Source organism: Halobacteriovorax sp. RT-2-6, assembly GCF_047085025.1.
Taxonomy (GTDB): Bacteria; Bdellovibrionota; Bacteriovoracia; order Bacteriovoracales; family Bacteriovoracaceae; genus Halobacteriovorax_A.
Map to the genome: position 1 here is coordinate 194,024 of NZ_JBKIYH010000001.1, position 17,832 is coordinate 211,855.

The window sequence follows — 17,832 nt, forward strand, 5'->3', positions numbered from 1 at the left end:
TCAAGGAAAGAGGTTTTCTCGTAAAACCTCTGGATTCTTTGTAATCGGTCTGCCAACCACAAGATAGTTAGCACCCGCCTTTATGGCCGCCTCTGGTGTCATGACTCTAACCTGATCGTCATGGTCTCCATCAAGTCTAATTCCCGGACATACTTTAGAAAAGTTGAGATTACTTTCATTTTCAAAGTAATTAACAATCTCAAGATCAAGACCTGAGCATACAATCCCTCTAACACTTGAGGCCTTAACTTCCTGGAGTAAGTTTATAAGCGCATCTTTGTGACATCTTCCCCAGATATTTTGAATATCATCTTGATCGTGAGAGGTTAGGATTGTTACCGCCAAAATCTCACAACCTGGAATTACTTTTGAAATACTTTCTTGAGCAAGACTTAGCATAGCGGCGCCTCCCGTTGCATGAACAGTGAGAAAGCGAATATCTAATCCCTCAAGAGCATTGCATGCTTTAGCAACAGTTGTTGGAATGTCATGTAGCTTTAGATCAAGAAATATTTGTACTTTAAATTTTTCCTTTATTTCCTTAACTAGCTCTCGTCCGTAGCGGAGAAATAACTCAAGGCCAATTTTGACATTTTTTATTTGTGGATACTTAGACAAGAGATCTAAGACCTCTTGTCTATTCATTCCATCAAGGGCAACAAAGGTTTTATTCATTCGTCATCTCCTGAAGGCTAACCGGTGTTGCCTGAGCTTTGTTGGCCGAAATAATGGCCTTACAGACAGCATTGATATTTTCAATTCTCGTAAAACAAGGGATTGCATATTGAATGGCCGTGTTTCTAATGAATTCACCATCTGATTTTGAGCGTCCTTGATTTAGAGGCGTATTTAAAACCATCGCAAGATCTTCATTCTTAATGGCCTCTAGCATTCCAATATTACTCCCATCATCTGAAAGTTTATCTACTAGTGTTGCCTTGATTCCACATTCATCACTTAAGAATGAGTAAGTTCCCTTTGTGGCAAAGAATTTAAAACCTAGAGAATTTAGCTCTTTTATATTTTGAATCAATTGCTCATCATCTTTTCTCGCAAGAGATAGGAGAACAGACTTCTTAGTTAGAAGATCTGGGTAATTTCCAAGATAAGACTTAATCATGGCGATATCCCCATTCTTATCAATCCCTAAAGTTTCACCAGTTGATCTCATTTTTGGACCAAGAATAATTGAGTCTTGTACGAAACGGTCAAATGGAAAAGTCGATTGTTTAATAATCTTATAATCACTTTTGAAATTGTGATGGTTTTTAATCTCTTTGCCTAGAAGTGCTCTCGTTGCGATGGCCGCAAGGTTTACATCATAGGCCTTTGATAGAAATGGGATTGTTCTTGAACCTCTTGGGTTGGCCTCGATACAGTAAATCTCGTCATTTTTAAGAGCAAATTGGAAATTAATTGGTCCCGTTATCTCCATTGTATTGGCCATATCAGTGGCAAGTTTTCTCATTTTATCCACTATTTCATCTCTGGCCTTTACAGGAGGAGAGATCATTCCTGAATCCCCTGAGTGAACACCTGCATATTCAATATGCTCACAAATAGTAAAAACAGTATTTCCATTTTTGTCTCGAATAAGATCGACATCATACTCAAGAGCATTCGAAATATAATTTTCAACTTGGAAAGTGATAGTGTTTTCGTGAAGGGATTTTAGAATTTCTTCTGGAAGGTTTTCAATGTCCTGTGGCCCTTCAAAGATAAACATACTTTCACCACCAATTACATAACTAGGCCTTATAATAACTGGATAACCGATTTCTGTAATTGTACTGATAAGGTTTTTATAACCTCTAACTTCTCTTGATGTTGTATGTGCAAGATCGATCTCTTTGGTTAGAAGATCAAAGCGCTTACGGTCCTCAACTGTATCGAGAAGTTCAAGACTTGGGCCTAGAAAATTAAATTCTTGGTGTTTTGTTCTAAAAGGTGCCTCAAGATGAGCACGTATGTTTATTCCTGTCTGCCCACTAAATGATGTAATAACATGAGTAGGGTTTTCAAAAGTTAGAATCTCATAAAGATCTTCTGAAAATAGTGGGCTCAGGTAGAGTCTGTCTGAGCTATCATAATCAGTTGAAACTGTTTCAGGATTAGAGTTAAGAAGAATTGATTTAATACCTTGCTCTTTAAGCTCTTTAGCACTTTTTACACATGAGTAATCAAACTCAATACCTTGTCCGATTCGGTTTGGCCCTGAGCCAAAGATTGCACAACTCTCTTCGCTAATTCTTTGAACATCATTAAATTGTGTATAAGTCGAGTAGAAGTATGGTGTTAGGGCATTAAATTCCCCCGAACATGTATCAACGGCCTTAAAGACTGGCCTTATTCCAGCTTCAATTCTTTTGTCGAGAATTTGCTCCTGGCTTTTTCCAGAAAGAAGGGCCAGGTACTTATCTGAGAAACCGAATTTTTTTAATTCATAGAGTTCGTCTTGGTTGTTGATTATTTGTGAATCTTCTTTTAGCTGCAATTCCTTATCTAAGAAGCATACCATTTGATCGATAAACCAAGGAGTAATCGCACTTACTTCATGAATCTTTTGTGGCGATATCCCAAATCTTAGTGCTTCTAAAACAGTAAGTAGTGATAATTCTCTTTGATTCTTTAATCGCTCTAGTAAGTAGTCTTGTGTTATCGGATATGGTGTCGTCTTAAGCTGCTCAAGACTTGGAATCTCAAGTCCTTGCTCTGTTGCTCTTAAAGCTTTCATAAAAGCTTCATTGAAACTTCCTCCAAGAGCTAAAACTTCTCCAACTGATCTCATTTGGGGACCGAGGATTTGAGAGCTTGAAGGGAACTTATTAAATGGGAAGATTGGAATCTTAATCGCCACATAGTCTAGCGTAGGCTCGAATGCAACAGGTGAGATACGTGTAATATCGTTAAGAATTTCAAATAGTGTTAAACCTACAGCAAGTCCGGCCGAAATTTTTGCAATTGGATATCCTGTTGCCTTTGAGGCAAGTGCCGATGAGCGTGAAACGCGAGGATTCATTTCGATAACAACGATATCATTTTCATCTTTTGGATTAACTGCAAATTGTACGTTGGCGCCACCTGCAACAACATTCATATGCTTGGCAATGTTTAGCGACATTGTTCTTAATTGCTGATAGCAGTGATCTGAAATCGTTTGTGCGGGTGCAACAGTAATTGAGTCTCCTGTGTGAATTCCACAAGGGTCGATATTCTCAATTGAGCAAATGACAACACCACAGCGGTTCTTATCAACCATAACTTCGAGCTCAAGCTCTTTCCAGCCCAGTAATGACTTCTCCATAGTGATTGGGAATTTAATATCACTTGAAGAAAGAGTTTGTGCCAGTTCTTCTAAATTGTGAACAAGTGCCGCTCCTTTACCTCCAAGGGCAAAGTCTCTTCTTATAATCAGTGGAAACTTCACTTGGTCATCAGCTAACTCTAGTGCGTGATCAAAACTTTTTGCACTAAATCTCTTTCCAGATTTGTAGCCAAGCTTATCCAGCTCTTTTGCAAAGAGCTCACGATCTTCAGTTTTCTCAATAGTATCAATATTGGCCCCTAGGAGCGCAACTGCGTGATCTTTTAGGAAGTTTTCCTTCTCTAGATCAATACACATATTTAGTGCTGTTTGGCCTCCCATTGTGGAAAGAACAGCGTCAACCTTTTCTTTTAGAATGATTTTTTTTATCGTCTCTTTGGTAATTGGCTCGATATAAGTACGATGACTCATATCCTTATCTGTCATGATTGTTGCAGGATTTGAATTAAGAAGTACTACTTCAAAACCTAGCTCTCTTAATGACTTAAGGGCCTGTGTCCCACTGTAGTCAAACTCTGAAGCTTGTCCAATTTTAATAGGGCCTGAACCAATTAATAGGATCTTCTTATATGGAGAGTTGAGTTCTCCTTCGTGATACTCAGGAATATCCTTGATTTCTTCAGGAGTAATTTCCTGTGCTCCATTTTGGAGATAATCCTTGATCTCACTAAAGAATATGGATGCATCTTTTGGGCCAGGGTTTGATTCTGGGTGAAATTGTACACTTCTAACTCTTGAGTCATAACTTCTGAGTCCTTCAAGAGAGCGATCAAATAGTGAAGTGTACTCACAAAATAACTTAAGCCCAAATTGATTTTCTAATCTCTTGCTCTCAAAAGATTCTTTTTCAATTGCATAACCATGATTTTGACTTGTGATAAGAAGTTCTTGGTTATAATGAGAATAGACAGGGTGATTAGCGCCTCTTTGTCCGAAAGGAAGCTTGATTGTTTCCATCTCACATGCCAGACCTATTAGTTGGTGGCCTAGGCAAATTCCACGAATTGGAATATCTGTTTTAAGTAAATCTCTTACAGTATTGATTTCTTCTTTATAAAGCTTAGGGTCTCCTGGGCCATTAGATAAGAAGACCATCCTTGGTCTATATTCCTCAACTTCATGTGCTGGCGTATTATGTGGTACAACCACAAGAGGGTAACCTAAATCTTTTATATAATTTACGATGGCCTTTTTAATTCCGTAGTCGATAACGACAATTGGATTATCTCCATCTCTAATAACTTTCTTCACTTTAGATGAAACTTTTGAAAGCTCATTGCACTCTAGGTTGTAATCTGAAAAATTTGGCGCTTGCTCTGTTGTCGTTATTAGGCAGCGATGATCTTTTGATTTACATGAAAGATATTTTGTTAGCGCCCTTGTATCGACATCACTTATAAGTGGTAAGTCACAATTTTCTAAAAATTTATTATAAGAGAAGTTTCTTGCAATTAGGCTTGTGGCATAAGGTTTTGTGGAGTTTAGGCCTTGAGAGACTTCTTCATTGAATTCATAATTTCCTACGTGAGCAGTTGTATAAATAATATGTTGACCTAGAAAAGATGGATCAGTTGCTGTTTCTTGATACCCACTCATTCCTGTTGTAAATGCGGCCTCTCCAAAGATGCCATCTTTTAGACGAGTGTCATTTTTGTCGAGATTAATATAGGCTTTAAAAATTGTTTGGTCAGGAAAATGAAGGAAAATAGGAGTCGTTTTAAGAGATTTTTGAAAGAGTAATTCTTGGGATTGAGATAGGAGTGCGTGCCTATCAAACTTTGCTTTCGTCATTTTCCGTTAGTCCTTTTAGTGCTGAGATATGATTATAACGAGCACCAATTTTAGTGTCGCCATTAGTTATCATGGCCTCAATAATTGCCATTCGAATATAGATAGAGTTTTCAACTTGCTTATGGGCCATCCAGAGGTCTGAGTTAACGATTTCACTGTCAACTTCAATTCCGATATTTGCAGGGCCTGGGTGAAAAATTGGTGCGGTCTTTCCAATACTTAAAAGACGCTCCACATTGATTCCCCATTGAAGATTATATGTCGACATATCAAAGCTCTTCTCATGTCGCTCATTTTGAATTCTAAGAAGATAAATCGCATCACTATTCTTTAGCGTTTCATTAAGATCATCACTTATTTTAATTAGTTTATTATCTGGCAGTTGGGCAGGCATAAACTCTTTTGGTCCACACAGTGTGATCTCGATGCCAAATAGTGGAAGTAAATCCATAAGTGAATGAGTTACTCTTGAATGAGTGCAGTCGCCAACAATACAAATTTTCTTACCAGCAAGCTCGCCTTTGAAATATTCTTTTAGCGTGAATAAGTCGAGAAGGGCCTGGGTTGGGTGCTGATTTATTCCATCTCCACCATTAATTATCTTAATTGGCGGGTAATCCTTAAATTGCTCCAGTAACTTTGTCTCTGTTGTACGAACAATACAAATATCAATACCTTGATAGAAGAGAGTTAATAGAGTTTGTTCGAGAGATTCGCCTTTTTTGAGAGAAGATTTTTCAGCGTCGAAATTAATATGAATACCTTCAAGTTTCTTGATGGCCATTTCAAATGATAATTTTGTTCGTGTTGAATTCTCAAGAAAAGATGTTGCGACTGAAATTTTTCTTTTAAGGGGAAGTCTTGCCGGGGAACCTAATTTAAGTTCCTGGGCGCGGTGGAGGAGTTGCTCAACTTGCTCGCGGTTTAAATCTTCTATTCCTTCCAGAATAGATGGAAATCCAATCATGACATTCCAGTAGTGTTGAGATACATTTATTGAAGAAAGAATAATAAAGAGATACTCACTTGGCCACAAAAAAAAACATATTTTTTTGCAGCTTAACGAGTTAAGGAAATTAAGTGTCTACGAGCTCTGGCAATAACCAATTCATTAATAATTTCAAAGAAATTCATAACCGTACACAACTTGAAGCTTTGAAAAACGAGATCAAAGGTAACCTTTTTGAGTTTCTCGTTGCCAAGGAAATTTCCGTTTTAAATAAAATAGAAGCAAATTTTCTAAAAAATATTGATCAAGAGCTCATGAGAATGATGCGCGAATATGAAAGTTGGTTAAGGCTTCATGCGCGTACTCTTTTGGATGAACTTCCAAAACTTGCTAGAGAGATGGCCAGGGCAATAAATGTAAATATAAAAGGTGATATTACCAATATTACAGTTGTTGGAAAGTTAAGTGATCATCTGATAAAGTCACAACTCCATGAAGCAGATATTGTTGCTCAAGTGAAAATTGATGATGAAGTGCGAATTATTCCTATTAGCTTAAAGTTAGTTAAGAGTGGGGCCAATATCACAACTAAATCGGCCGGAGCTAAAAGTATTTTCCAAAAGTATTTCAAGTCTTACTCAGATATTGATTTTACTCAACATACATTGAATGAATATATCGATCAGGAATTTTCTCGCTTTAATAGAAAGCTCTATGAACGCTATGATCTTGAGTACAGTGGACGTTTTGACTCGCAATGGGAGATGACCCAACTTCCTGGGGAGCTTGAGGGAGAGGACCGCGAGGATCTATTTGAACTGTATCGAAGCTTAATCAAACATTATCACGATATATTTTCAGGATTACTGGAAAAGGATAAAGATAAATTTATTTCGTCGCTATTGCCACTTATGGGCCTAGGCAATAAAGATGTTGTCCAAGGGATATGTTTTTATAAACACAATAGTTATAAATTAGATTTTTGCCACGTTGTCAATTATGCTCAGGCCGCTAAAATCTCTATCTGTGAACTTAATCCGGAGATCTCTTCATTCAATATTGAGATTGAAAACGATAAACTACAGATTCGTGTAAAACCTATGAATAAGTTTACAGCGCCATCGTACAAGATTAATTGCTCGATGAAATTTGATTACAAAAAGGATTAATATGTTTGATATTGTATTATGTCAGAGAGACTTTCAAGAAATTAAAGAATGCTTTGGTGACTCTGGAAAATTTGAAATTCATGAATTCTCTGGCGACTCCCAATTACGAGCATACTTGAATGATAATAAAACAGTACTCTTAATTACGACAAAGAGTAGTGTGAAACCTGATCTTTTTAATCTTTTTGAAATGCCAAAAAAAGGTAATTGCGAATACTACTACCTTTCTAAGTTAAATCTCGATAGAGATGAGCTTGAGGCCTGTGAAAAATTCTTTCCAGATGTGAGAGATATCTCTGTTTGTGCTGATTATTATAGTGCTAGTGGTGTTTTTTATATCGATCAAATTGATCCAGTGGGAATGCCAAATTTTTCAAAAGAAATTATGCCTGTTCTAAAGCGCTACTTTAAAGATAGCGATTATAAAGAGGCGCTCTTTCTAGATCGTGATGGAGTATTAAATATCGACCATTCTTATGTTCATAAAATTGAAGAACTCGAATTAGTCTCAGGGGCCTACGAGTTTCTACTAGATGATTACAATAAGACTAGGCTTAAGATTGTTCTGACAAATCAGTCAGGTGTATCAAAAGGTATGTTTGAGTATACTGATGTTGAAAAATTTAATAGTGCATTAAATGAATCACTTCATCATTTAATTGATGCTTTCTATATTGCTCCATTTGAGTTTCTAAAGGGTGTTGGTCAGTATAAGTACCATTCTCTTTTAAGAAAACCTCACCCTGGGATGCTGCTAGAAGCTTGTTTTGACTTTGCTGTTGATTTGAAAAAATCATATATGGTAGGGGATAAACAAAGTGATCAACTCAACTTTCCTCTTCTCGAAACGATTCATCTAAAGAATCGCTATCCTTTAGAAGGTGTGAAATATTTGGCAAATAATTTTGCGGAAGTATTAAAATTTGCCAAGACGTTGCCAAATAAGACAAATTGAGTCAAAATAGCAGCTATGTAAAAGGAATTACATATGAAAATAATAGACTCTATGGGCCTAGCTAGATTTAATAATTTAAGTACTCTCTTTGCCCTATTTTTAACATTTATAACTTCTGCAACTTTTGCTCGACCTCTAATGAATACTGAGCTCGAGTTATCACGTCAGTTAGACTCTCTTAAAGAAAAAAGTAAAGAGTATATCTCTGTTATTAGTTCTCGCACTAATCTTGAAGAGCTTCCTATATCTAAGTATCTTTCTTTCGTTATCTTAAAAAATGGTTGTGCACCTTTTGAGCAAACAATCGAAGAGATTCAATTACAGGATGAGTCTTTTCCTGATCAGAGTGAAGGATTACTTGAAAAGCTAAACTTATGTCGTAAGTCAACTCGTGCGCTTAAGGAATTTGATGTAAGTGGCCTGGATGCAAGTGTCATTGAACGCTTAAGTGAGGAATAATAAGCTCATCACATGGCCTCTACTCCAATTAAATTCTACTATATCCATTCAACTAATCCCTATGTCAATTTAGCATTTGAAGATTATTTGTTTCGTAAACATCAGCTTGATAATAGTCATGAGCAAATTCTCATTCTTTGGAAGAGTGCTCCAAGTATTGTGATGGGGAAATTTCAAAATCCATGGATTGAGTGTCAGGTAAAAAAAATAAGAGAGCTTGGGATTAATCTTGTTAGAAGACAAAGTGGTGGGGGCTGTGTTTATCATGACCTAGGTAATTTAAACTACTCCTTCATTTGCCCTAAGTCTGCTTACGATAAATCTAAGAACGCTTCCATTATTGTATCAGGACTTAAGTCCTTGGGCATTGATGCTTTTGAAAATCATCGTCATGATCTTAGGCTTATACATAATGAAGTGGATTATAAAATATCAGGTTGTGCCTTTAAAGAAACAAAACATAGTGCCCTTCATCATGGAACGCTTTTAATTGATGCTAACCTTAATCAGTTAAATGATCTTCTGCGCTCGAAACTTACGGCCGAAACGGCCATGGGAGTTAAGTCTGTTCCTTCACAGGTGATAAATCTGAAGCAAGTAAACGCTGATATTAATGAGTCAGTTATTGTTTCTGCCATTAAGAAGTCTTTTGAGTTCAATTATAATACCCAGAGCGAGGCCTTTGAATTAGCTGAACAAGATATTTGTATGATCGATTCCCTGATGGAAAAGATTCAGTCAAATATGAGTTGGGACTGGGTTTACGGTGCAACTCCTAAGTTTTCATTCAAGGTCGCAGACTACTTGGTAACAGCTAAGTACGCTAAAGTTATTGCTTGTAATCCAGAAAATCCTTCTTTAATTGATCTAATTGTCGACAAGGATTATTATTTATCAAGACAAGATTTTAAACTTACTCAGCAGCAAAGCGAATTTATTAAGGAATGTCACCGTATTCTCTTTGTTTAGCTTATCGGAGAAGAAATGAGAGAGACTATTCATATTATTCCAGGTGAGGCCATCATCAATGAAGGCGAGGAAAGTAGTTGTATGTACCTCTTAAAAGAGGGCACGCTGGCCGTCTATAAAGATGTTGAAGGTGAACAGAAACAGATAGGAACGATTTATAGTGGTGAATTTGTCGGTGAAGTAAGTTTTCTTGATAAGAGAACTCGTTGTGCCACTGTTAAGGCCATTACTGATTGTGAGCTTGAGATTTTTGATGCGCAAAAATTCAATGAGTTTATCGAGTCGAGACCTAAATGGTTACAGAGTATGATGAAGACCTTGGCCGATCGCCTTCGTTCAACTAATGAAAAGATAAAAGTTTAAAAGGATAGTGATATGAGTAGCCCAACTAATTTATTCATTAATGCTAATCAATATCTTATTCGTGAAGGTGATGAGAGTACAGAAATCTATATCCTTGAAGAGGGAACTCTTGGGGTCTATAAAGTTAGAAATGACCAAGAGGTTAAGATTGGAACGATCTTTCCTGGAGAGTTAGTTGGTGAGATGAGTTTCTTTGATCGAGGGCCACGTTGTGCCACGATCAAGGCACTGACAAACTCAAGGCTAATAGTCATCCCTTCAGTTAAATTTGAAGCTTATTTAAGTAAGCAACCTAAGTGGTTTAGAAATTTATTAGAAACTTTAATTGATCGAATCCGAAAAGCATCAAGTCGTATTAGGCCAGAAGTTTAGCTATTTTTGAGTCTTCTAAAATCATAAAGATTTTCATCAGTGATTTCATTATTGTCACATGAAAGGTGGTGTAGCTTCTCTATTGTTGCAAGGACTCGTGGCACTTGCTCAAATTTGTTGTTATCGATATTTAAGCGTCTAAGTTCTTTGAGCCACTCAAACTCATTAGGAAGAGTTGTAAGTTGATTGTTTTGTAGCTCAAGGCTTTCAAGCTTGCTTTGTTCCACGCACCAATTAGGAAGTATTGTAAGATTGCAATTTGCTAATTGGAGTATTTTTAAGTTTTTAAGATGACTTCCTGCTAGCTCTTGTAAGTTGCATACACCCTTTAGCTTTAAGATCTCAAGCTCTTGAGCATTACTCAGTGTAAGTTTGCACTGAGCTTGGGCGTAGATATATAGCTTTCTTAAAGACGATAGTTTTGCACAGTCGATTATGATGTGACACGAGTGCTTAAGTGAGAATTCGAGATTTTCTACGGATAAGTAATTATCAATATTTTTGCTGGCCTCAAAGAGGTCATGCTTCTTACTTAGCTTTAGTAACATAACTACTATTGTAGCATAGCTAAAAAAATTAGAGGTATTGAATAAATTTATTATTCTTATCGACTAAGATCTGTTTTGGTCTAATATCTTTTTGGTCAGTCATTTGAAAACCAATAATGATAACTTCGTGGCCCACATTTATAAGATGAGCGGCAGCACCATTTAGACAAATCTCTCCTGAACCACGTTCGCCTTTGATAACATAAGTTTCTAAGCGCGCTCCATTCGTATTAGAGACGATAAGAACTTTTTGTCCTGGCCATAAATCGACAAGCTCAAGTAACTCTTCATCAATCGTAATTGAACCGATGTAATTTAAGTCGGCCTGTGTAACCACGGCCTTGTGAATTTTTGATTGTAACATTTCACGCATAAGAGCTTTTTATCAAATTAGTCTTGGCCCGCCAATGAAAAATTAAGGTTTTGTTAACTAGTTCACCTATAAAATTTCTAACAATCACAATACTTATTGTTTTGAATCTGGCCCTGGAATACCTAGGAAGTACAAGATAGATGTCATTGGTCCGTGACTCATGTGATTTTGAGCATTTTTACGCACGATGTCTTTTGCATGGAAGGCGATTCCTAGGCCGGCCTGCGCTAGCATTGGAAGATCATTTGCGCCGTCCCCAATAGCAACAACTTGTTCAAGTGAAATATTTTCTTGTTGAGCAATAAGGTTAACAAGAACGGCCTTCTGGTCAGCGTTAATAATTGTTCCTTTTACACGCCCAGTGAGCTCGCCACCCTCAATTTCAAGTTCATTAGCAAACGCATAATCGAGGTCTAATTTCTCTTTTAGGTAATTAGCAAAGTAAGTGAAACCACCAGAGATGACAGCAACTTTGTATCCATATTTCTTTACTGTGCGAATAAAGTCTTCAACACCATCTGTAAGAGGCAGATTTAAAGAAATATCTTGTAGTGTCTTCTCGCTTAAGCCTTTTAAATGTGAGACGCGTTCAATGAGAGATTGATTAAAATCAATCTCTCCATTCATTGCTCTTTCTGTGATTTCTGAAACCTTGGCCCCTATTCCGTGCACCTTTGCAAGCTCATCAATGACCTCGGCCTGAATTAGTGTTGAGTCCATATCAAAGACGATAAGTCTTTTTGAGCGTCTAAAGACGTCATCACGGATGAAAGCAATATCTGTATGATGACGATTGCTTATATTTAGTAGATCGGACTTTACCTTATTTAAGCCAACTTTCTCAGGTACGTCAGTTAGAACCTCAAGAGAGTTAAAGCCTTCTTTTGATACATTATCAATTCGGTAAATGTTAATATCGTTATGTGCTAAGCATTGGGCAACATCAGCGATAAAATTTGCAGAGATCTTCTTTGGCGCAACACAATTTAAGATAAAGCTATTATAAGGAGTTTTATAAGTTGTCTCTGCACTTACAATCGAATACTCAAGTTTAAGTCCCATTTCATGGGCCGTGAAAAGTAGTTCTTTAAGAACATTTTGATTTTCACCTTTCTTCTCACTCATCTTAATAACAAAAGATAGCGACAATAAGTTATGTGTAATTGCTTGGTTGATATCAGTTATATCAGTATTGTTCTCACTGATAACTTTCATGAGGCCAGCTGTAATACCTGGACGGTCTTGTCCTGATACGGTGATAATGATTTCTTTTATTCCGTTTTCTAAGCTATTTGGCATGGCTGATCCTTCTATTTATTTTTGCTTTCGCTCTTTTCTTACTTCTGAAATCTTCTTAAATAAGCCAAAGGTATAAACTAGGGCCGAGAAAACAGAAAAAACGAACGAAAGGTAAATAAGTATTGTCCCTACTAATGGGAATGAGAAACCAAATGGTTTATCCCAGGCCATAAGCATTGGAATGGCCATCATTTGAAATGTTGTCTTCCATTTTCCAAGTTGGTTAACACTTACTTTTAAGCCTTTTTCCATCGCAAGTAGACGAAGCGCTGTCATATACATTTCACGCACAACTAAAACAATGACAACAATCACGTTGACGCGATCGAGGGCCTGTAAAAGAATAAGAGATGAGACAACAAGGAACTTATCTGCAATTGGATCAAGAAATGAGCCAAATACAGTAACGATATTTCTTTTGCGAGCTATATAGCCATCTAGAAAGTCTGTGAATGATGCGAGGACAAATGTCCATGCAGCAATATAGCCAAGTGTTTTAACTGTGGCCTTAAAAATATTTTCTTCGAATAAACAGAGGTAAAGGGTCAGGCAAATAACGGGGATGAGTGCAACTCGGAAAATTGTAAGGCGATTGGGGAGATTATCGATTTCCCATTCACTGAGAATTTCCTTTTGTGAGACAGTATTATGTGAGTTTTGCATTTTATTTTCCGACATATTTACTCAATGAAGATTTTTCCTATTTATTAAACTTTAAACCTTCGGCCCATAAACGTCTATAATAATTAACATAAATTACTTAAATCGAATAAAAGGATAACTCGAGCTATGAAAAAGCATCTCAATCTTATTAAAACAGGTCACCAATCTATTGAAAAGCGTGTGTTTCCACGTTTTCCTTTTAGTTACTTAGTTTTTAAAAGAGAAGATAATTCGAAAAATTATCAAGTTCGAGATATTTCATATGGTGGAATGAGTCTAACACTTAGTGATGGTGATTTAGGCGCGCAGATGGAAGATAAGTTCTCTGGAGAGATTCACTGGTATGACCAAAAAGTAAAAGTAAAATGTATTGTAAGAAGAGTTGAAAAAGACAATCTTGGAATTGAGTTCATTAAAGATGATATCTTTGACAAGACGCTTTTAAACTTTCTATCAGTTGCTAATGTTTCAAAAAATCTTAGACCAATTCACGAATATGATGAGCAGCTTGAGCTTCCTGTGGGACTTAAGACTTGGCTTCGTTGTGATGGGCCATTTGAGATTTTCATATGGCACCACAGAGATGGTGAAATTTCAAAAATTCAAATCCTTATGATGGACTCTATTCTAGAGTGGACTGATGGCGAAGGGATTCAGACTGGAAAAGTTCTTAATGTTAGAAGCTCTGACAAGCCATTAACGCACGAAGAAGAATTTGAATTCCTTATTGATACTCCAGTCGATCAGGATCGTTTAGACTTTGCACGTGAACTTGTTGCCCACGTTCCAAAGAGTCTTATTTCCGAAGGTGATCTTGAGTTTCTAACGCGAAAAGTTATTGGTTAATATAACCTTAAGCGCTTAATCGTTAGTTTAATTCATTTATTTCAAAACGAAGCTTTTCAATTGAGGTTTATCTCCTTAAAATAATGCTAAATGTTTTGAATTAAAAGGATTGATAATGAATAGAAACCTCGCTTTAGAATTTGTAAGAGTTACTGAAATGGCCGCTATTAGCTCAGCTAGGCTAATGGGACGTGGTGATGAAAAGGCCGCAGACCAAGCAGCAGTTGATGCCATGAGAACAATGCTAGACTCTGTTGAGTGTAATGCAACTGTTGTTATTGGTGAAGGTGAGCGCGATGAGGCACCGATGCTCTACATTGGCGAAAAGGTTGGTTCGGGCAATGGCCCAGAGCTTGATATTGCTCTAGATCCTTTAGAGGGAACGACAGTATGTGCAAATGGTGGTTGGAACTCAATCGCAGTAATGGCCATTGCTGAAAAAGGTAATTTCCTAAATGCTCCTGATACTTATATGGAAAAAATCGCTGTAGGTCCTGAAGGAAAAGGTCTTATCAATATTGATGATACTCCTGCCGAGAACTTAAAAAGACTTGCTGAGGCAAAGAAGTGTCGTATTCAAGATCTTACTGCTGTTATTTTGGATCGCCCTCGCCACGAAGAATTAATTAGACAGGTAAGAGACGCTGGTGCTCGTATCCAATTAATTGGTGACGGTGATGTTTCTGCTGCAATTGCTTGTAGTGAACCAGATAGTGGTATCGATATCCTTTTTGGGACAGGTGGTGCTCCTGAAGGTGTAATCGCTGCAGCGGCCCTTCGTTGTATTGGTGGAGATTTTCAAGGAAGACTTAAGCCAAGAAACGATGAAGAAATCGCTCGTGCTAAAACAATGGGAATTGATGATATCAATAAGATCTACACAATCGATGAGCTGGCTTCTGGAAATGTAATGTTCTGTGCAACAGGTGTTACAGATGGAAGTTTTTTAAATGGTGTAAAATTCAAGTCATGGGGTGCGATTACTGAATCAATCGTTATGAGAAGTCAGTCGGGAACGATTAGAAGAATCGTTGCTGAACATAGATTTGATACAAAACCACGCTACTAATTTTTTAAATAATAATTACAAGGAAGTTGATTATGGCAAAGGCAAGCCGCACTGAAGTTTTTGATATTGATATTAATAAACTATATGACGTTATTGTTGACTTTGAATCTTACCCAGACTTTGTTCTTGGTGTGAATGAAATTAAAGTTCATGATATGACTGAAGCAAGTGGTGTTGTTGAATACTCAATCGATATGATTAAAAAATTAAATTACCAACTTGATATGGAAATGAGCCGTCCTAATAAGGTTGCTTGGACATTCAAGAAAGGTGATTTATTTAAAGTTAACGACGGTGGATGGGATTTAAAAGATCTTGGTGAAGGTAAAACTGAAGTAACATATAGTTTAGAGATCGAAGTCAAAGGATTTATCCCAGGCGCTAAGATGATCGTGAATAAGCTTACTGAAACATCACTGCCTTCTATGATGAAAAGCTTCTACGAGCGCGCAAAGAACTAGTGAGTCGATTATGAGCGAGTCTAAGAAAACAGATAAGTCAGATGGAATTTTAGGTGATACGATAAAGAAAGTTGTCTCAATTGGCATTGGGGCAGCTTTTATGACAGAAGAATCTGTAAAGAAGGTTCTAGATGATCTGCCTTTGCCAAAAGATATTGTATCTGGACTTATGACAAACGCTAAAAAGACAAAAGAGGATTTTGTCATTTCTGTTCGAGAAGAACTTCGTAGTTACCTAAAGAATGTTGATCCTAAAACAATTGTAGAATCAATACTTGAGGATTATGAAGTTACTGTAAGTTTTAAGAAGAAAGAGAAAAAATCTGAAAAATGATTTCTGAAAATTATCAAAAAATTCTTACTCAAGTTGGTGACAAGAATAAACTCTTGGCGGTAACCAAGTATAGTGAGTTTGAAGATATCATAACTGTTTACGAATTAGGACATAGAGACTTTGGTGAGAATCGTATTGAGTCACTTATGCCTAAGGCCCAAAAGGCACATGAATTAGGTTTTCATGATATTAGATGGCATTTCATTGGTCATATCCAATCAAATAAAATTTCAAAAATTTGTCAGGTTCCAAATTTAAAATGTATTCAATCTCTTGATAGCTTAAAGCATATGCGCCTTTTCAATGAAAAGCTTCAGTCTCCTTGCGAGTTTTATATTCAAGTTAACACTAGTGGTGAAGAACAAAAAGGCGGCCTTTGGGATCTTGACTCTGTTAGAAATTTTATCGACGAGGCCAAAGATCTTAGCAATATTCATATCGTGGGCCTTATGACCATGGCCGCTGCTAATGGAGCTGCTCCTCGTGATAGCTTTAAAAAGTTAGTAGAAATTCGTGATGCTGTCGATAAAGAGCTAAAGCTTTCAATGGGAATGAGTGGTGATATGGCCGATGCTCTTGCATTAGGCAGTGATTGTATTCGTGTAGGAAGTGCTATTTTTAAGGCATAATTATTGTATCCTTACTATCTAATTTCTCAAAATCCCTTTCTAACTATATGTAATTGCATGGTGTATTAGTCGTGACTTATAATTGTCATTATTGACTTTAATTTATGCGCACTGTAATAAATTTTTATCTACTAAAATAAATCGACATCAAAAATGGAGAGTCATTATGAGTACTGCAAATAATAATGAAAGAAGAGTTCCAGAATTAAGCCTTACTTCTTACACTGAAGGCTCGACTGCTGATCAGATTAAATTTGTCGACGACTTAATGTACGGCCTAAAAGAATACGGTTTTATCATTCTAGATAATCACACTGTTGATCAAAATAAAGTTGATGAAGCATATGATATGGTAAAGAAATTCTTCTCTCTACCTGTGGAAACTAAGCTTAATTACCAAGGACAAAACGGTGGTCAACGTGGCTACACTCCATTTGGAATGGAGCACGCAAAAGATAGCAAGCACCCAGACCTAAAAGAGTTTTGGCACGTTGGGCGTGAGCTTGCAGCGACTTCACAATACAAAGGGGTTTATCCTGAAAATATTTGGCCTGCAGAAGTTCCTGGCTTTAAAGAAAAATTTCTTTCTCTCTATGAATCTATGGATGCTACTGCAAATGTTCTTTTAGAAGCAATTGGAAAAGGGCTAGACGTACCACAAGGCTTCTTTGCAGATATGGTTAATGATGGAAATTCAATTCTAAGAACGATTCACTACCCGCCAACAACTGGTCACGATACAACAAACTCAATTAGGGCCGGTGCACACGAGGATATCAACCTTATCACAATGCTTGTTGGTGCAACTTCATCAGGTTTACAGCTTTTAGATCGTGATGGAACTTGGCTAGATGTAGATTCTAAACCAGGACAACTTGTTGTTGATTCTGGAGATATGATGGCAAGGCTAACGAATAATGTACTTCCTGCAACTACTCACAGAGTAATCAACCCAGACAATTCTGGTGAAGAAAGATACTCTATGCCATACTTTGTGCACCCGCACTCAAAAGCATCTCTAGCTTGTTTAGAAAGCTGTGTAGGAGAAGGCAAGAAGTGGGAAGATATCACAGCTGGAGATTTCCTAAATCAAAGACTAAGAGAAATTGGTCTAATTAAGTAATTTTAATAAATACTGGGGAACCAGAACAACAACACTACGAATAATAAGAATGTAAAGGCCTCGCAATAGTGGGGCCTTTTTTATTTGTTGATTAAATGTCTATTTGTCTAAATTCTGAACACTTTCTAAACTCTA

19 protein-coding genes are annotated in these 17,832 nt (G+C 37.0%); 12 read left to right on the top strand and 7 right to left on the bottom strand.

Going from position 1 to position 17,832, the window contains the following annotated elements:
* From pyrF to ACMAYS_RS00925, 3 genes are read right to left on the bottom strand one after another with little or no spacing between them, the layout of a single operon-like run.
* Positions 1-675, bottom strand: a complete 675-nt coding sequence (pyrF, locus tag ACMAYS_RS00915) for an orotidine-5'-phosphate decarboxylase (protein ID WP_412462551.1) — start codon at positions 673-675, stop codon at positions 1-3.
* Positions 668-5,116, bottom strand: a complete 4,449-nt coding sequence (gene carB / locus ACMAYS_RS00920; RefSeq protein WP_412462552.1) for a carbamoyl-phosphate synthase large subunit — start codon at positions 5,114-5,116, stop codon at positions 668-670. Before carB ends, pyrF begins: the two co-directional genes overlap by 8 nt.
* Positions 5,097-6,083 carry an aspartate carbamoyltransferase catalytic subunit gene (locus ACMAYS_RS00925; RefSeq protein WP_412462553.1) on the bottom strand — a complete coding sequence of 329 codons (987 nt, stop codon included), beginning with the start codon at positions 6,081-6,083 and terminating at the stop codon, positions 5,097-5,099. The genes carB and ACMAYS_RS00925 overlap by 20 nt, the downstream gene beginning before the upstream one ends.
* A 113-nt stretch (positions 6,084-6,196) precedes the next feature.
* On the opposite strand from ACMAYS_RS00925, the gene ACMAYS_RS00930 reads away from it, so the two are divergent.
* From ACMAYS_RS00930 to ACMAYS_RS00955, 6 genes are read left to right on the top strand one after another with little or no spacing between them, the layout of a single operon-like run.
* Entirely contained in the window at positions 6,197-7,234 is a 1,038-nt protein-coding gene (locus ACMAYS_RS00930; RefSeq protein ID WP_412462554.1) for a hypothetical protein, read from the top strand.
* A gap of 1 nt (position 7,235) precedes the next feature.
* A complete protein-coding gene (locus ACMAYS_RS00935) occupies positions 7,236-8,189 on the top strand; it encodes an HAD-IIIA family hydrolase (protein ID WP_392992092.1) in 954 nt (317 codons plus the stop codon).
* Between the two features lie 33 nt (positions 8,190-8,222).
* Positions 8,223-8,648 (top strand): hypothetical protein, encoded by a 426-nt coding sequence (locus ACMAYS_RS00940; protein WP_103217124.1) that lies wholly within the window; start codon positions 8,223-8,225, stop codon positions 8,646-8,648.
* Positions 8,649-8,660: 12 nt separating this feature from the next.
* Positions 8,661-9,617, top strand: coding sequence for a lipoate--protein ligase (locus ACMAYS_RS00945; protein ID WP_412462555.1), 957 nt, complete (start codon positions 8,661-8,663; stop codon positions 9,615-9,617).
* A gap of 15 nt (positions 9,618-9,632) precedes the next feature.
* A complete protein-coding gene (locus tag ACMAYS_RS00950) occupies positions 9,633-9,980 on the top strand; it encodes a Crp/Fnr family transcriptional regulator (protein WP_392992088.1) in 348 nt (115 codons plus the stop codon).
* 12 nt (positions 9,981-9,992) lie between these two features.
* A complete protein-coding gene (locus ACMAYS_RS00955; RefSeq protein ID WP_103217127.1) occupies positions 9,993-10,352 on the top strand; it encodes a Crp/Fnr family transcriptional regulator in 360 nt (119 codons plus the stop codon).
* Here the strand turns inward: ACMAYS_RS00955 and ACMAYS_RS00960 are convergent.
* The 4 genes from ACMAYS_RS00960 to pgsA form a co-directional block, all read right to left on the bottom strand.
* Positions 10,349-10,900, bottom strand: coding sequence for a leucine-rich repeat domain-containing protein (locus ACMAYS_RS00960; protein ID WP_412462556.1), 552 nt, complete (start codon positions 10,898-10,900; stop codon positions 10,349-10,351). The two genes, ACMAYS_RS00955 and ACMAYS_RS00960, sit on opposite strands and share 4 nt — an antisense overlap.
* Before the next feature lie 28 nt (positions 10,901-10,928).
* The gene (panD, locus tag ACMAYS_RS00965; RefSeq protein ID WP_021267374.1) at positions 10,929-11,273 is read right to left on the bottom strand and encodes an aspartate 1-decarboxylase; all 345 of its coding nucleotides are present in this window, start codon (positions 11,271-11,273) and stop codon (positions 10,929-10,931) included.
* A gap of 93 nt (positions 11,274-11,366) precedes the next feature.
* Positions 11,367-12,572, bottom strand: a complete 1,206-nt coding sequence (serB, locus tag ACMAYS_RS00970; protein ID WP_103217129.1) for a phosphoserine phosphatase SerB — start codon at positions 12,570-12,572, stop codon at positions 11,367-11,369.
* Between the two features lie 15 nt (positions 12,573-12,587).
* Entirely contained in the window at positions 12,588-13,250 is a 663-nt protein-coding gene (gene pgsA / locus ACMAYS_RS00975) for a CDP-diacylglycerol--glycerol-3-phosphate 3-phosphatidyltransferase (RefSeq protein WP_103217130.1), read from the bottom strand.
* A 111-nt stretch (positions 13,251-13,361) separates the two neighbouring features.
* Here pgsA and ACMAYS_RS00980 point away from each other — a divergent pair, with 111 nt between their 5' ends.
* The 6 genes from ACMAYS_RS00980 to ACMAYS_RS01005 all read left to right on the top strand — a co-directional run bounded on the left by ACMAYS_RS00980 (position 13,362) and on the right by ACMAYS_RS01005 (position 17,697).
* The gene (locus ACMAYS_RS00980; RefSeq protein WP_103217131.1) at positions 13,362-14,081 is read left to right on the top strand and encodes a PilZ domain-containing protein; all 720 of its coding nucleotides are present in this window, start codon (positions 13,362-13,364) and stop codon (positions 14,079-14,081) included.
* Positions 14,082-14,196: 115 nt separating this feature from the next.
* Positions 14,197-15,150 (top strand): class II fructose-bisphosphatase, encoded by a 954-nt coding sequence (gene glpX / locus ACMAYS_RS00985; protein WP_103217132.1) that lies wholly within the window; start codon positions 14,197-14,199, stop codon positions 15,148-15,150.
* 32 nt (positions 15,151-15,182) lie between these two features.
* Positions 15,183-15,611 carry a type II toxin-antitoxin system RatA family toxin gene (locus ACMAYS_RS00990; RefSeq protein WP_412462557.1) on the top strand — a complete coding sequence of 143 codons (429 nt, stop codon included), beginning with the start codon at positions 15,183-15,185 and terminating at the stop codon, positions 15,609-15,611.
* A gap of 10 nt (positions 15,612-15,621) precedes the next feature.
* Complete coding sequence (locus ACMAYS_RS00995; protein WP_103217134.1) at positions 15,622-15,945, top strand: hypothetical protein; 324 nt, start codon at positions 15,622-15,624, stop codon at positions 15,943-15,945.
* On the top strand, positions 15,942-16,574 hold the full coding sequence (locus tag ACMAYS_RS01000; protein ID WP_412462558.1) for a YggS family pyridoxal phosphate-dependent enzyme: 633 nt from the start codon (positions 15,942-15,944) through the stop codon (positions 16,572-16,574). Before ACMAYS_RS00995 ends, ACMAYS_RS01000 begins: the two co-directional genes overlap by 4 nt.
* A gap of 166 nt (positions 16,575-16,740) precedes the next feature.
* The gene (locus tag ACMAYS_RS01005; protein WP_103217136.1) at positions 16,741-17,697 is read left to right on the top strand and encodes an isopenicillin N synthase family dioxygenase; all 957 of its coding nucleotides are present in this window, start codon (positions 16,741-16,743) and stop codon (positions 17,695-17,697) included.
* Positions 17,698-17,832 lie beyond the last annotated feature (135 nt).

Excerpts from the sequence above, each read along its gene's own strand:
- pyrF (WP_412462551.1), bottom strand. The coding sequence starts at position 675 with ATGAATAAAACCTTTGTTGCCCTTGATGGAATGAATAGACAAGAGGTC.
- carB (WP_412462552.1), bottom strand. The coding sequence starts at position 5,116 with ATGACGAAAGCAAAGTTTGATAGGCACGCACTCCTATCTCAATCCCAA.
- ACMAYS_RS00925 (WP_412462553.1), bottom strand. The coding sequence starts at position 6,083 with ATGATTGGATTTCCATCTATTCTGGAAGGAATAGAAGATTTAAACCGC.
- ACMAYS_RS00935 (WP_392992092.1), top strand. The coding sequence starts at position 7,236 with ATGTTTGATATTGTATTATGTCAGAGAGACTTTCAAGAAATTAAAGAA.
- ACMAYS_RS00940 (WP_103217124.1), top strand. The coding sequence starts at position 8,223 with ATGAAAATAATAGACTCTATGGGCCTAGCTAGATTTAATAATTTAAGT.
- ACMAYS_RS00945 (WP_412462555.1), top strand. The coding sequence starts at position 8,661 with ATGGCCTCTACTCCAATTAAATTCTACTATATCCATTCAACTAATCCC.
- ACMAYS_RS00950 (WP_392992088.1), top strand. The coding sequence starts at position 9,633 with ATGAGAGAGACTATTCATATTATTCCAGGTGAGGCCATCATCAATGAA.
- ACMAYS_RS00955 (WP_103217127.1), top strand. The coding sequence starts at position 9,993 with ATGAGTAGCCCAACTAATTTATTCATTAATGCTAATCAATATCTTATT.
- ACMAYS_RS00960 (WP_412462556.1), bottom strand. The coding sequence starts at position 10,900 with ATGTTACTAAAGCTAAGTAAGAAGCATGACCTCTTTGAGGCCAGCAAA.
- panD (WP_021267374.1), bottom strand. The coding sequence starts at position 11,273 with ATGCGTGAAATGTTACAATCAAAAATTCACAAGGCCGTGGTTACACAG.
- serB (WP_103217129.1), bottom strand. The coding sequence starts at position 12,572 with ATGCCAAATAGCTTAGAAAACGGAATAAAAGAAATCATTATCACCGTA.
- pgsA (WP_103217130.1), bottom strand. The coding sequence starts at position 13,250 with ATGTCGGAAAATAAAATGCAAAACTCACATAATACTGTCTCACAAAAG.
- ACMAYS_RS00980 (WP_103217131.1), top strand. The coding sequence starts at position 13,362 with ATGAAAAAGCATCTCAATCTTATTAAAACAGGTCACCAATCTATTGAA.
- glpX (WP_103217132.1), top strand. The coding sequence starts at position 14,197 with ATGAATAGAAACCTCGCTTTAGAATTTGTAAGAGTTACTGAAATGGCC.
- ACMAYS_RS00990 (WP_412462557.1), top strand. The coding sequence starts at position 15,183 with ATGGCAAAGGCAAGCCGCACTGAAGTTTTTGATATTGATATTAATAAA.
- ACMAYS_RS00995 (WP_103217134.1), top strand. The coding sequence starts at position 15,622 with ATGAGCGAGTCTAAGAAAACAGATAAGTCAGATGGAATTTTAGGTGAT.
- ACMAYS_RS01000 (WP_412462558.1), top strand. The coding sequence starts at position 15,942 with ATGATTTCTGAAAATTATCAAAAAATTCTTACTCAAGTTGGTGACAAG.
- ACMAYS_RS01005 (WP_103217136.1), top strand. The coding sequence starts at position 16,741 with ATGAGTACTGCAAATAATAATGAAAGAAGAGTTCCAGAATTAAGCCTT.